This window comes from Winogradskyella echinorum (assembly GCF_014297365.1).
GTDB lineage: Bacteria > Bacteroidota > Bacteroidia > Flavobacteriales > Flavobacteriaceae > Winogradskyella > Winogradskyella echinorum.
The window spans coordinates 21,320-34,750 of the sequence record NZ_JACOQD010000001.1 but is presented as its reverse complement, the minus strand read 5'-3'; the positions used below and the strand labels follow the sequence as shown (position 1 = coordinate 34,750).

At 34.0% G+C, this 13,431-nt stretch carries 12 protein-coding genes and 5 tRNA genes; all 17 read left to right on the top strand.

Going from position 1 to position 13,431, the window contains the following annotated elements:
• The 17 genes from H8K90_RS00125 to rpoB all read left to right on the top strand — a co-directional run bounded on the left by H8K90_RS00125 (nt 1) and on the right by rpoB (nt 13,388).
• Nucleotides 1–1,167, top strand: a complete 1,167-nt coding sequence (locus tag H8K90_RS00125; RefSeq protein WP_186843918.1) for an acyl-CoA dehydrogenase family protein — start codon at nt 1–3, stop codon at nt 1,165–1,167.
• A gap of 202 nt (nt 1,168–1,369) precedes the next feature.
• Entirely contained in the window at nt 1,370–2,746 is a 1,377-nt protein-coding gene (locus tag H8K90_RS00120; RefSeq protein WP_186843917.1) for an alpha-amylase, read from the top strand.
• 111 nt (nt 2,747–2,857) lie between these two features.
• Nucleotides 2,858–3,748, top strand: coding sequence for a tyrosine-type recombinase/integrase (locus H8K90_RS00115; RefSeq protein WP_186843916.1), 891 nt, complete (start codon nt 2,858–2,860; stop codon nt 3,746–3,748).
• A 162-nt stretch (nt 3,749–3,910) separates the two neighbouring features.
• Entirely contained in the window at nt 3,911–4,216 is a 306-nt protein-coding gene (hpf, locus tag H8K90_RS00110; RefSeq protein ID WP_186843915.1) for a ribosome hibernation-promoting factor, HPF/YfiA family, read from the top strand.
• A 110-nt stretch (nt 4,217–4,326) separates the two neighbouring features.
• A tRNA-Thr gene (locus tag H8K90_RS00105) sits at nt 4,327–4,400 on the top strand.
• Between the two features lie 62 nt (nt 4,401–4,462).
• Nucleotides 4,463–4,545, top strand: a tRNA-Tyr gene (locus tag H8K90_RS00100).
• Nucleotides 4,546–4,799: 254 nt separating this feature from the next.
• Nucleotides 4,800–4,872: transfer RNA gene (locus H8K90_RS00095), tRNA-Gly, on the top strand.
• A gap of 57 nt (nt 4,873–4,929) precedes the next feature.
• Nucleotides 4,930–5,001 (top strand) — tRNA-Thr (locus tag H8K90_RS00090).
• Between the two features lie 71 nt (nt 5,002–5,072).
• Nucleotides 5,073–6,260: an elongation factor Tu gene (gene tuf, locus H8K90_RS00085; RefSeq protein ID WP_186843914.1), complete on the top strand. Its 1,188-nt coding sequence runs from the start codon at nt 5,073–5,075 to the stop codon at nt 6,258–6,260.
• Nucleotides 6,261–6,322: 62 nt separating this feature from the next.
• Nucleotides 6,323–6,395, top strand: a tRNA-Trp gene (locus tag H8K90_RS00080).
• A gap of 111 nt (nt 6,396–6,506) precedes the next feature.
• Entirely contained in the window at nt 6,507–6,701 is a 195-nt protein-coding gene (gene secE / locus H8K90_RS00075; protein WP_186843913.1) for a preprotein translocase subunit SecE, read from the top strand.
• An 18-nt stretch (nt 6,702–6,719) separates the two neighbouring features.
• On the top strand, nt 6,720–7,265 hold the full coding sequence (gene nusG / locus H8K90_RS00070) for a transcription termination/antitermination protein NusG (RefSeq protein WP_186843912.1): 546 nt from the start codon (nt 6,720–6,722) through the stop codon (nt 7,263–7,265).
• Between the two features lie 66 nt (nt 7,266–7,331).
• Nucleotides 7,332–7,772: a 50S ribosomal protein L11 gene (gene rplK / locus H8K90_RS00065; protein ID WP_186843911.1), complete on the top strand. Its 441-nt coding sequence runs from the start codon at nt 7,332–7,334 to the stop codon at nt 7,770–7,772.
• 10 nt (nt 7,773–7,782) lie between these two features.
• Nucleotides 7,783–8,472, top strand: coding sequence for a 50S ribosomal protein L1 (gene rplA, locus H8K90_RS00060; protein WP_186843910.1), 690 nt, complete (start codon nt 7,783–7,785; stop codon nt 8,470–8,472).
• Between the two features lie 19 nt (nt 8,473–8,491).
• Nucleotides 8,492–9,013 carry a 50S ribosomal protein L10 gene (gene rplJ, locus H8K90_RS00055; protein WP_186843909.1) on the top strand — a complete coding sequence of 174 codons (522 nt, stop codon included), beginning with the start codon at nt 8,492–8,494 and terminating at the stop codon, nt 9,011–9,013.
• A 62-nt stretch (nt 9,014–9,075) separates the two neighbouring features.
• Nucleotides 9,076–9,453: a 50S ribosomal protein L7/L12 gene (rplL, locus tag H8K90_RS00050; RefSeq protein ID WP_186843908.1), complete on the top strand. Its 378-nt coding sequence runs from the start codon at nt 9,076–9,078 to the stop codon at nt 9,451–9,453.
• A 122-nt stretch (nt 9,454–9,575) separates the two neighbouring features.
• Nucleotides 9,576–13,388, top strand: coding sequence for a DNA-directed RNA polymerase subunit beta (gene rpoB / locus H8K90_RS00045; RefSeq protein ID WP_186843907.1), 3,813 nt, complete (start codon nt 9,576–9,578; stop codon nt 13,386–13,388).
• The last annotated feature ends 43 nt before the right edge of the window (nt 13,389–13,431 follow it).

The window sequence follows — 13,431 nt, the reverse complement described above, 5'->3', positions numbered from 1 at the left end:
ATGTCTAATTTATATTTCACGGAAGAGCATAATTTATTTAGAGAAAGTCTAAGAGATTTTTTACAAAAGGAAGTTGTTCCTCACATTGATAAATGGGAAGAAACGGGTCATATAGAGCGTTTTATCTGGAAGAAATTTGGAGACATGGGTTACTTTGGTTTAGCAACTCCGGAAGCTTATGGTGGATTAGATTTAGACTTATTTTACACCGTTATTTTTCTTGAAGAAATGCAGCGTATTAATTCTGGTGGTTTTGCTGCTGCGATGTGGGCGCATGCATATTTAGCAATGACGCATCTTAATAAGGAGGGAAATCACGAACAAAAAGAAAAGTATTTAACACCAAGCGCATCAGGTGATGCTATAGGTTGTCTTTGTATTACTGAACCTTTTGGTGGTAGTGATGTAGCAGGTATGAGAACTACTGCTGTTAAAAAAGGTGATACGTATATTATTAATGGATCTAAAACTTTTATAACAAACGGAGTTTATAGTGATTACTTAGTAGTTGCTGCAAAGACAAATCCAGAATTGGGAAATAAGGGTATTAGCATATTTGTAATGGATAGAGATACACCAGGCATTTCTGCTACAAAATTAGATAAGTTAGGTTGGAGAGCATCAGATACAGGAGAAATTGCTTTTGATAACGTAGAGATTCCTACTTCAAGTTTAATGGGTGAGGAAAACCAAGGTTTTCCATATATAATGCAACACTTTGCATTAGAACGATTAATTATGGGAGTTAATGCGCATGCACGTGCTGAATTCGCTTTAGAATATGCAAAACAATATATGTCTGAGAGAACAGCTTTTGGCAGAACTATAGATAAATTTCAAGCATTGAGACATACTTATGCAGATTGCGAAACACAAATGGAAATTTGTAAGCAATTTAATTATTATGTTACAAAGCGTTTAGATATGGGAGATTATGTGGTTAAAGAAGCTACAATGTCTAAGTTGCAATCTACAAAAATGGCTGATGATGTTATTTATCAATGCCTTCAGTTTTTAGGTGGTTATGGATATATGGAGGAATACCCATTGGCGCGGATGTCAAGGGATAGTCGTTTAGGACCAATTGGTGGAGGTACATCAGAGATACTCAAAGAAATTATCGCTAAAATGGTAATTGATAATAAGGATTATAAACCAGCAACTTAACGATTAAATAGATTTACTTGTTAGGTAAAACATATTGTTAAATTTACGAACCTGTGAAAATATTCACGGGTTTTTTGCGTTTTATCGAATTTATTGCTAAAAAAATAGCGATTTATCAACACGAAAACGTTTTCGTAATATTCTAAATTTTAATTCTATGTGATATTAATTTAGTTTTAGATATAACCAATTTCTAAAATTTATGAAATATTTAAAACTTATTGGTATTACATGTTTAATGTTATGCCTTTTTAATTGTAGTCAAGATGAGATCGCTACAGAAGAGCAATCTAATCATTCAACTAAGCCAAATACTTCAAATGCTAAAAATGGACTAAAACCAATTGGTTCTGGTGTAATGATGCAAGCTTTTTATTGGGATGTACCAGCAGGTGGTACTTGGTGGAATACCGTAAGCTCTAAGGTAGCAGATTGGAGTAATGCTGGTATTGATGCTATTTGGGTTCCACCAGCATCTAAAGCACAAAACGGCCCATTTTCTATGGGTTATGATCCTTTTGATTATTACGATTTTGGTGAATATAACCAAATGGGAAGTATAGAAACACGCTTTGGTTCGAGAACTGAATTAATCAACATGGTTAATGCGGCACATCAAAACGGACTTAGCGTTATTGCAGATATTGTTCTTAATCATAATAGTGGTGGAGATAGTGAAGCAAATCCATATACAGGAGGAAATACATGGACTGATTTTAACCCAATGTCAGGAAATTTTTATCGCTCTGCTACAGATTTTCATGCCAATAACGTACATTCAAATGATACAGGTGCATTTGGAGGATTTCCAGATTTATGTCATCACCAAAATTACGTTCAAGATTGGCTATGGAAAAACTCAAATAGTGTAGCAAAATACTATAGAGATGTCATTGGTTTTGATGGCTGGCGATTCGATTACGTAAAAGGTTTTGAACCATGGGTTGTAAAAGATTGGAAAAATGAAGTTGGAGGTTTTTCTGTTGGAGAACTTTGGGATAGTAATGTGTCTTTATTAGATTCTTGGACAAGTTCTGCCGAAGCTAGTGCTTTTGATTTTGCATGTTACTATAAAATGAAAGATGCTTTTATGGGGAACAATCTAAATGCACTTAATGATAATATGCTATGGAAACAGAATGCTTCTAGGGCAGTAACATTTGTAACTAATCATGATACAGATGAAATTATAAACAATAAAATTCTAGCTTATGCATACATATTAACACATGAAGGTTATCCAACAATCTTTTATAAAGACTATGAAGAATGGTTAAATAAAGAAAGAATGAATAACCTTATATGGATACATAATAATCTTGCTGGCGGATCCACCAATATTTTACACGTAGATAACGATGAATATATTGCAAGAAGAAATGGGTATAATAATTCGGGTCTTGTGGTATATATTAATAACTCAAATTCTTGGCAAGAGCGATGGATAGAAACCAATTGGTCTAGTACAGTAATAAAAGATTATACAGGTCATTCTAATTGGGAGCCAACAACCCAATCTGGTAAATGGGTTAAAATTCAAGCCCCACCAAATAGCTATTCTGTCTGGTCGGTTAAATAATTGATGCTGAACTTTAAATTAAAAATCCTGACATAGTGCAGGATTTTTTTTGTTCAAAATCTAATATAACTTATAACTAATAGTTATATTTAGTATCAATCTTAAAAAGACATGAGCCTCAAAGCATTTTCAGATTATTTATTGTTAGAAAAGAAGTATTCCAAACATACAGTATTGGCTTACTCTAGAGATATTGAAATGTTTAAGGACTTTTTAAACGAACACCACCAATCTGAATCTTTTTCAAAAGTTGGATATTCAGAAATAAGACAATGGATAGTTGAACTCGTTAATAGTGGGATTTCAAATAGAACCATTAACAGAAAAATATCTTCTCTAAATACTTATTATAAGTTTTTATTAAAAATCCAAACAATAGATGTTAATCCTTTAAAACAACACAAAGCTTTAAAAGTTGGAAAGAAAGTGCAATTACCTTTTTCCGAGGAAGAATTAAAAGCGGTCCTCGAAAACTCAATAGAGATAAACGATTTTGAAAGTGCCAGAAACCATTTAATTATAGAATTGTTTTATGCCACAGGTATAAGGAGAATAGAGTTGATAGAAATAAAGATAAATGATATAGATTTTGAAAATAAACATATAAAGGTATTAGGAAAACGAAATAAGGAGCGATATATACCTTTAATAGATTCTTTAATAATTTCTATAAAAAGTTATTTAGAATACCGATCGCAATTAAATGCTATAGATGATAAAGAGATGTTATTTTTAACCCAAAAAGGTCTTAAAATTTACGAAATGCTTGTTTACAGAATAATAAATAAGTATTTTAGTAAAGCATCTTCTAAGGCAAAATGTAGTCCACATGTATTAAGGCACTCTTTTGCAACACACTTATTAAATCAAGGTGCAGATTTAAATGCAGTAAAAGAACTTCTTGGACATACCAGTTTAGCAGCCACTCAAGTTTATACACATAATAGTATAGCAGAATTAAAAAAAGTGTACGCTAATTCTCATCCAAGAAATCTTCGTTAAGTTTTTACTTAGCAATAATTAATTTGTGTTAAATAATTTTTAGCACACATGTTTAATCTAAAAAAAAGTTTGTGAAACATTCATAAATATACATTTCAATAATTGAAGAAATGATTTTTATGAATGTTTCATATATCTATTAATAAATAAAAATAAAGACATATGAAAGTAAACACTCAGTCCGTAAATTTTAATGCAGATAGTAAGTTAATTGATTTCATTCAAAAGCGAATGGATAAATTAGATATGTTCTACGACAAAATAATTCAATCCGATGTCTATTTAAAAGTAGAGAACACAAGTGATAAAGAAAATAAAATTTTTGAAGCCAAGGTAAGTGTACCAGGAGATAGTTTCGTTGTAAAGAAACAATGTAAAACGTTTGAAGAGGGCACAGATTCAGCAATTGCGTCGCTTGAAAGGCAAATCAAAAAAAGAAAAGAAAAATTAAGAGCAAAAGTTAGATAAAATTTTTTCAAAAATGTTTTGAATAAAAAAATAAAACATTACATTTGCAGTCCGTTAGAAATAGCGGGCTTTTTTATGGTCAATTTTTGATAGTAAAAAAGTAAGAAAAAGCCGATATAGCTCAGCTGGCTAGAGCAGCTGATTTGTAATCAGCAGGTCGTGGGTTCGAGTCCCTCTATCGGCTCTTTTAAAAGTCTAAATTTTAATTTAAAGTTTGGATTTTGAAATTGAAATAATGAATTATTTGGGGAGATACTCAAGCGGCCAACGAGGACAGACTGTAAATCTGTTGGTTTTCACCTTCGCAGGTTCGAATCCTGCTCTCCCCACAAACAATTTGAAATAAGAAGTTGTCAAAAGCTAGCTTTTGTAAAACTGCGTTTTAAAATTGTTTGGATTGGTTTACCAATCCAGGATCACCGAGCGTAGCGAGGTAATCTTCAAAAACGAAGTTTTGGTTGATGAAGATTGAACTCAGCGAAGTAATCCAAACTTTGAAATATTGAAACCAATCAATCGTCAAAGATTAAATCATTTTTCATTTTTGGAATTTTGAATTTGATTTTTTTGAAATTGAAAAAAAGCGGGAGTAGCTCAGTTGGTAGAGCGTCAGCCTTCCAAGCTGAATGTCGCCGGTTCGAACCCGGTCTCCCGCTCTATTTTTTCTGCGAAGGCAGAAATCTCATTTACTAATGAGAATCTAAACACTTTACGCCGGTGTAGCTCAGGGGTAGAGCGTTTCCTTGGTAAGGAAGAGGTCACGAGTTCAAATCTCGTCATTGGCTCTTTTTTCTAAGAATGATTTTAGAATTAACAATTGAACACTAATAATAATTAAGAATAAAATAAATTAAACATGGCAAAGGCAACTTTCGATCGTTCAAAACCACACCTTAATATAGGTACTATTGGACACGTAGATCACGGTAAAACAACTTTAACTGCTGCTATTACTAAAGTATTAGCTGATGCAGGTTTATCTGAAGCAAGATCATTTGATCAAATTGATAATGCACCAGAAGAAAAAGAAAGAGGTATAACAATTAATACTTCTCACGTAGAATATGCAACTGCTAATCGTCACTACGCTCACGTTGACTGTCCAGGTCACGCGGATTACGTAAAGAACATGGTTACTGGTGCTGCTCAAATGGATGGTGCTATATTAGTTGTTGCTGCAACAGATGGTCCTATGCCACAAACTCGTGAGCATATCTTACTTGGTCGTCAGGTAGGTATTCCTCGTATCGTTGTATTCATGAATAAGGTGGATATGGTTGATGATGAAGAGTTATTAGAATTAGTTGAAATGGAAATCAGAGATTTATTATCATTCTACGAATATGATGGTGATAATGGTCCTGTAGTAGCAGGTTCTGCTTTAGGTGCACTTAATGGTGAGCAAAAGTGGGTTGATACTGTAATGGAATTAATGAATCAAGTTGATGCTTGGATTGAAGAGCCTAAGCGTGAGGTTGATAAAGATTTCTTAATGCCAATCGAAGATGTATTCTCAATTACTGGTCGTGGAACTGTAGCAACAGGTCGTATCGAAACTGGTATTGCTAACACTGGTGATCCTGTTGAGATTATTGGTATGGGTGCTGAGAAATTAACTTCTACTATTACTGGTATTGAAATGTTCCGTCAAATATTAGATAGAGGTGAAGCTGGTGATAACGCTGGTATCTTATTAAGAGGTATTGAGAAAACTCAAATCTCTAGAGGTATGGTAATTGTTAAGCCAGGTTCTGTAACACCACATGCTAAATTCAAGGCTGAGGTATATATCCTTAAAAAAGAAGAAGGTGGTCGTCACACACCATTCCATAATAACTACCGTCCACAGTTCTACGTTCGTACAACTGATGTAACTGGAAATATCCAATTACCTGATGGAGTTGAAATGGTAATGCCTGGAGATAACTTAACTATTACAGTAGAGTTAATCAACACAATTGCAATGAACGTAGGTTTACGTTTCGCTATCCGTGAAGGTGGTAGAACAGTTGGTGCTGGTCAGGTAACTGAAATTTTAGACTAAACAATATAGTTGAATTTATAATTAAGGTGTCCCGATTTTTCGGGATGCCTTGATTATTGTATACGGGTTTAGCTCAGTTGGTAGAGCACTGGTCTCCAAAACCAGGTGTCGGGAGTTCGAGTCTCTCAACCCGTGCAACGCAGGTTTGTTAGTAAAAAGTTTACTGAGTAGTAAATAAATTAAAACTCTCAAATCGTTCAAAAATAATTATGGATTAGTTTTTTTTAATCCAAAAAAATAAATCAAATGGCAGGATTAATAACATATATAAAAGAATCTTTTGAAGAGTTAAAGAACAATGTGTCATGGACACCTTGGCCAGAAGCTCAAAGATTAACAGTAATTGTAGCTGTGTTTTCAATTATATTTTCGCTAGCTATTTGGGGAGTTGATACTGTTTTTAGTAGAGCAGTAAAAGCTTATTTCGAAATGATTCACTAACAATTATACAAGTAGAATATGTCTGATAAAAAATGGTATGTTGTTAGAGCGGTAAGCGGTCAAGAGAACAAAATCAAAACTTATATTGAAAATGAAATTTCAAGATTAGGTCTCGATGATTTTGTAGATCAAGTACTAGTGCCTACTGAAAAAGTAATACAAATACGTAACGGAAAAAAAATAAACAAAGAGAAAGTTTATTTTCCAGGTTACATTATGATACAGGCCAATTTAAGTGGTGAAATACCTCACATTATTAAATCTATCACTAATGTGATTGGTTTTTTAGGTGAAACAAAAGGTGGTGATCCTGTGCCATTAAGACAATCTGAAGTAAACAGAATGTTAGGTAAAGTTGATGAATTAGCAATTGAAGCAGATGCAAATGTTGCAATTCCATTTACTAAAGGAGAAACTGTAAAGGTTATCGATGGTCCATTCAACGGATTTGATGGAACTATCGAAAAAATAAATGAAGAAAAGCGTAAGCTTGAGGTGATGGTTAAGATTTTCGGAAGAAAAACACCATTAGAGTTAAGTTATATGCAAGTAGAGAAAGTTTAATAATTGTTACAATAAAGAGCGTTTTATCTATGCTTCCAATATAGATAGGCGTATAAACATTAAGAAATGGCAAAAGAAATAGACAAAGTAGTTAAGCTACAAGTTCGGGGAGGTGCTGCGAATCCATCGCCACCGGTAGGACCCGCTTTAGGTGCCGCTGGAGTTAATATCATGGAGTTCTGTAAGCAATTTAATGCTAGAACTCAAGATAAGCCAGGTAAAGTTTTACCTGTGGTAATCTCTGTTTACAAAGACAAATCATTTGAATTTGTAATCAAGACTCCACCAGCAGCAGTACAATTATTAGAAGCGGCCAAAGTAAAGAAAGGATCAGGAGAACCAAACCGACGTAAAGTAGCAAAAGTAACTTGGGATCAAGTTAAGCAAATTGCTGAAGACAAAATGGTAGATTTAAATGCCTTTGAAATCGGATCAGCTATGAAAATGGTTGCCGGTACAGCAAGATCGATGGGTATCACTGTTAAAGGAGGTGAAGCTCCAAACTAAATTTTTAGAAATGGCAAGATTAACAAAGAAGCAAAAAGAAGCGCAAGCAAAAGTAGATAGTAATAAAGTTTACTCTCTAGAAGAAGCTTCAGCTTTACTTAAAGAAATTACATACACTAAATTTGATGCTTCAGTAGATTTAGCAATTAGATTAGGTGTAGATCCACGTAAAGCCAATCAAATGGTTCGTGGTGTAGTTTCGTTACCACACGGTACAGGTAAGGACATGAAGGTACTTGCGTTAGTAACTCCAGATAAAGAAGCAGAAGCAAAAGAAGCTGGTGCTGATTATGTTGGGTTAGATGAATACTTACAAAAAATTAAAGATGGTTGGACCGATGTAGACGTTATCGTTACTATGCCAAGCATTATGGGTAAGTTAGGACCATTAGGTAGAGTATTAGGACCAAGAGGTCTTATGCCAAACCCTAAGACAGGTACAGTAACAATGGATGTGGCTAAAGCAGTTGCAGAAGTAAAAGCTGGTAAGATAGATTTTAAAGTAGATAAGACAGGTATTGTACATGCACCAATTGGTAAAGCATCGTTTAGTACTGATAAAATTGTTGGGAATGCTCAAGAATTATTATCTACAATTATGAAGTTAAAGCCAACGTCGTCAAAAGGTACGTATGTAAAAAGTATTTACATGTCTAGTACTATGAGTCCAAGTATCTCAATTGACACAAAAATAGGATAGTAGTTAAACTTAGAATATTATGACAAGAGAAGAAAAATCCCAAGTAATTGAAGAGTTAACTGCTCAATTAGCAGATAATACAAATATCTATTTAACAGATATTTCTGGATTAGATGCAGTAGCGACTTCAAATTTAAGAAGAGCATGTTTTAAATCTAACATAAAGTTAGCTGTAGTTAAGAATACACTTTTAGAGAAAGCTATGGAAGCATCGGAAAAAGATTTCGGTGACCTGCCAACAACTTTAAAAGGAAATACATCAGTAATGTATTCTGAAACTGGAAATGCTCCAGCCAAAGTAATTAAAGAGTTTCGTAAAAAATCTGAAAAACCTTTATTAAAAGGTGCTTTCATTGAAGAAGCAATTTATGTTGGCGATGAATTATTAGATACATTAGTAGATATTAAGTCTAAAGAAGAACTTCTTGGCGAGATTATTACATTATTACAATCTCCTGCTAAGAATGTTATTTCAGCACTTAAATCTAGTGGTGGTACAATCGCAGGTATTGTAAAAACATTATCCGAAAGAGAAGGATAATCTTAACAAGTACACACATTAAAAAAAAATAAACACACACACATTATTAAAACAATAGAAAAATGGCAGAATTAAAAGATTTCGCAGAACAATTAGTTAATTTAACAGTAAAAGAAGTTAACGAATTAGCAACTATATTAAAAGAAGAATATGGTATCGAGCCAGCAGCAGCTGCAGTAGCAGTAGCAGCAGGTGGTGGTGCAGCAGGTGGTGATGCCGCTGAAGAAAAAACAGAATTTGATGTAATCCTTAAAGCAGCAGGTGCTTCTAAATTAGCAGTTGTAAAATTAGTTAAAGAATTAACTGGTTTAGGCTTAAAAGATGCAAAAGGTTTAGTTGATGATGCACCAAGTGCAATCAAAGAAGGTGTTTCTAAAGACGAAGCAGAAGGCTTAAAATCTTCTTTAGAAGAAGCTGGAGCTGAGGTTGAGCTTAAGTAAGCTTACCTTAACCTACAACATATGGTTTAGGTCTGGAGTAGTGCTCTAAGACCTAAACCCTTTTGTGTATATAAACGTTATATACATTTATTAGTATTTTTTAATAAAAATCTCGTTCATCAATGTTAGCAAAAAAGGCTGAAAGAATTAATTTCTCTTCTATTGTAAATAGAACAGATTACCCAGACTTTTTGGATATTCAAATTAAATCCTTCCAGGATTTTTTCCAATTAGAAACAAAGTCAGAAGAAAGAGGAAATGAAGGCTTGTACAATACCTTCATGGAAAATTTTCCAATTACAGACACACGTAATCAATTCGTATTAGAATTTTTAGATTACTTTATTGATCCACCTAGATATTCAATAGAAGAATGTATAGAAAGAGGATTAACATATAGTGTGCCTTTAAAAGCAAGATTGAAATTATATTGTACAGATCCTGAACATGAGGATTTTGAAACAATCGTTCAAGACGTATATTTAGGTACTATTCCTTACATGACACCAAGTGGTACATTTTGTATCAATGGTGCTGAGCGAGTTGTAGTTTCACAATTGCATAGATCACCTGGTGTATTCTTTAGCCAGTCTTTCCATGCTAATGGAACAAAATTATATTCTGCAAGAGTCATTCCTTTTAAAGGATCTTGGATTGAATTTGCTACAGATATCAATCAAGTAATGTATGCTTACATTGATAGAAAGAAAAAGTTACCTGTAACAACGCTTTTCCGTGCAATCGGATTTGAGCGAGATAAAGATATTTTAGAAATTTTTGATCTTGCTGAAGAAGTAAAAGTTTCTAAATCTGGATTAAAGAAAGTTATTGGTCGCAAGCTAGCGGCTCGTGTACTTAATACTTGGCACGAAGATTTCGTTGATGAAGATACAGGTGAAGTTGTATCTATTGAACGTAACGAAATTGTATTAGATCGTGACACAATTATTGACAAAGACAATATTGAAGAAATCCTTGAAGCAGAAGTAAAAACTATTCTTTTACACAAAGAAGGTGCGCAACAAGGAGATTATGCAATCATTCATAATACATTACAAAAAGACCCAACAAATTCTGAAAAAGAAGCTGTTGAGCACATCTACCGTCAATTACGTAATGCTGAGCCGCCAGATGAGGAGACAGCACGTGGTATTATTGATAAATTATTCTTCTCTGATCAACGTTACTCTTTAGGTGAAGTAGGTCGTTACAGAATGAACAAAAAATTACAGTTAGATATCGGAATGGACAAGCAAGTTTTGACCAAATTAGATATTATAACTATCATTAAATATTTAATTGAGCTTATCAATTCTAAAGCAGAGATTGATGATATCGATCACTTATCTAACCGTCGTGTACGTACAGTGGGTGAGCAGTTATCTTCTCAGTTTGGTGTTGGTTTAGCGCGTATGGCACGTACTATTCGTGAGCGTATGAATGTACGTGATAACGAAGTATTTACTCCAATAGATTTAATTAATGCTAAGACGTTATCGTCCGTAATTAATTCATTCTTTGGTACAAACCAGCTGTCTCAATTTATGGATCAAACGAATCCTCTTGCAGAGATTACGCACAAGCGTCGTCTTTCAGCATTAGGACCAGGTGGTTTATCAAGAGAAAGAGCAGGTTTCGAAGTACGTGATGTTCACTATACTCACTACGGACGTTTATGTCCTATTGAAACACCAGAAGGACCAAACATTGGTTTAATATCTTCTTTATCTGTATTTGCGAAAGTAAATTCTATGGGATTCATTGAAACTCCATATAGAAAGGTAGAAGATGGTGTTGTAGATATTAAAAATGCACCAACATATCTAAGTGCCGAAGAGGAAGAAGATATGTTAATTGCACAAGCAACTATAGAAGTAGATGAAAAAGGTAAAATACTACCAGAGAAAATTATCTCTCGTCAAGAAGGTGATTTCCCAGTAATTGAACCTACAAGTGTAAATTACACTGACGTTGCACCAAATCAAATTGCATCGATTTCAGCATCTTTAATTCCATTCTTGGAGCATGATGATGCCAACCGTGCATTAATGGGATCTAACATGATGCGTCAGGCCGTACCATTATTGCGTCCTGAAGCACCAATTGTAGGTACAGGTTTAGAGCGTCAAGTTGCATCAGATTCTAGAGTATTAATTAATGCTGAAGGAGCTGGTACAGTTGAGTATGTTGATGCTGAAAAAATTACAATTAAGTACGAACGTACTGAAGAAGAAGGAATGGTTAGTTTCGATAGTGATACTAAAACTTATCCTTTAGTAAAGTTCAGAAAAACGAATCAAGGTACTTCTATTAACTTAAAGCCAATCGTAGAAAAAGGAGATAAAGTTGCTAAAGGTCAAGTACTTTGTGAAGGTTACGCAACTCAAAATGGTGAATTAGCACTTGGTAGAAATATGAAAGTAGCCTTTATGCCTTGGAAAGGGTATAACTTTGAGGATGCGATTGTAATTTCTGAAAAAGTAGTTAGAGAAGATGTATTTACATCTATTCATATCGATGAGTATTCATTAGATGTTAGAGATACTAAGTTAGGTAACGAAGAGTTAACTAATGATATTCCTAATGTATCTGAAGAAGCTACTAAAGATTTAGATGAGAATGGTATGATTCGTATTGGTGCGGAAATTAAGCCAGGTGACATCTTAATTGGTAAGATTACACCTAAAGGAGAATCTGATCCAACTCCAGAAGAAAAACTTCTTAGAGCTATCTTTGGTGATAAAGCTGGTGATGTAAAAGATGCTTCCTTAAAAGCGTCTCCATCATTAAGAGGTGTTGTTATCGATAAGAAATTATTTGCTAGAGCAGTAAAAGATAAACGTAAAAGAGCTCAAGATAAAGAAGATATCGAAAAGCTAGAAGATGCTTACGATAACAGATTTGATGATCTTAAAAATATTCTTGTAGAGAAATTATTTAACATTGTTAATGGTAAAACGGCTCAAGGTATTTATAATGATTTAGGAGAAGAAATTATTCCTAAGGGTAAGAAATATACGTTAAAGATGTTAAATGCTGTAGATGATTACACACATTTAACTTCTGGTAGATGGACTACAGACGATCATACAAATGAACTTGTTGCAGACTTAATCCACAATTATAAGATTAAAGAAAATGATTTACAAGGATCATTAAGACGTGAGAAGTTTACAATTTCTGTAGGTGATGAGTTACCAGCAGGTATCATTAAATTAGCTAAAGTTTACATCGCTAAAAAACGTAAACTTAAAGTTGGTGATAAAATGGCAGGTCGTCACGGTAACAAAGGTATTGTTGCCCGTATCGTTCGTCAAGAAGATATGCCGTTCTTAGAAGATGGAACTCCAGTAGATATTGTATTAAATCCACTTGGTGTACCTTCTCGTATGAATATTGGTCAGATATACGAAACCGTATTAGGTTGGGCTGGTCAAGATTTAGGAAGAACATACGCAACACCAATTTTCGATGGTGCTACTTTAGATCAGATTAATGAATATACAGACGAAGCTGGTATTCCAAGATTTGGTCATACTTATCTATATGATGGTGGAACAGGTGATCGTTTTGATCAACCAGCAACAGTTGGTGTTATCTATATGATTAAACTTGGTCACATGATTGACGATAAAATGCACGCACGTTCTATTGGACCTTACTCATTAATTACACAACAGCCATTAGGTGGTAAAGCACAATTTGGTGGTCAGCGTTTTGGAGAAATGGAGGTTTGGGCACTTGAGGCTTATGGAGCATCTAGTACACTACGTGAGATCTTAACTGTAAAATCAGATGACGTTATTGGTAGAGCAAAAACTTACGAAGCTATCGTTAAGGGTGAGCCAATGCCAGAACCAGGACTTCCAGAATCATTCAATGTACTTATGCACGAATTGAAAGGTTTAGGATTAGATATTAGATTAGAAGAATAAAAAATAGTAGGCAGTCGTCAGTATGTAGTAATCACTGCATACT

What these genes read in the sequence shown, in the direction of transcription:
- H8K90_RS00125 (WP_186843918.1), top strand. Translation starts at nt 1, where the DNA reads ATGTCTAATTTATATTTCACGGAAGAGCATAATTTATTTAGAGAAAGT.
- H8K90_RS00120 (WP_186843917.1), top strand. Translation starts at nt 1,370, where the DNA reads ATGAAATATTTAAAACTTATTGGTATTACATGTTTAATGTTATGCCTT.
- H8K90_RS00115 (WP_186843916.1), top strand. Translation starts at nt 2,858, where the DNA reads ATGAGCCTCAAAGCATTTTCAGATTATTTATTGTTAGAAAAGAAGTAT.
- hpf (WP_186843915.1), top strand. Translation starts at nt 3,911, where the DNA reads ATGAAAGTAAACACTCAGTCCGTAAATTTTAATGCAGATAGTAAGTTA.
- tuf (WP_186843914.1), top strand. Translation starts at nt 5,073, where the DNA reads ATGGCAAAGGCAACTTTCGATCGTTCAAAACCACACCTTAATATAGGT.
- secE (WP_186843913.1), top strand. Translation starts at nt 6,507, where the DNA reads ATGGCAGGATTAATAACATATATAAAAGAATCTTTTGAAGAGTTAAAG.
- nusG (WP_186843912.1), top strand. Translation starts at nt 6,720, where the DNA reads ATGTCTGATAAAAAATGGTATGTTGTTAGAGCGGTAAGCGGTCAAGAG.
- rplK (WP_186843911.1), top strand. Translation starts at nt 7,332, where the DNA reads ATGGCAAAAGAAATAGACAAAGTAGTTAAGCTACAAGTTCGGGGAGGT.
- rplA (WP_186843910.1), top strand. Translation starts at nt 7,783, where the DNA reads ATGGCAAGATTAACAAAGAAGCAAAAAGAAGCGCAAGCAAAAGTAGAT.
- rplJ (WP_186843909.1), top strand. Translation starts at nt 8,492, where the DNA reads ATGACAAGAGAAGAAAAATCCCAAGTAATTGAAGAGTTAACTGCTCAA.
- rplL (WP_186843908.1), top strand. Translation starts at nt 9,076, where the DNA reads ATGGCAGAATTAAAAGATTTCGCAGAACAATTAGTTAATTTAACAGTA.
- rpoB (WP_186843907.1), top strand. Translation starts at nt 9,576, where the DNA reads ATGTTAGCAAAAAAGGCTGAAAGAATTAATTTCTCTTCTATTGTAAAT.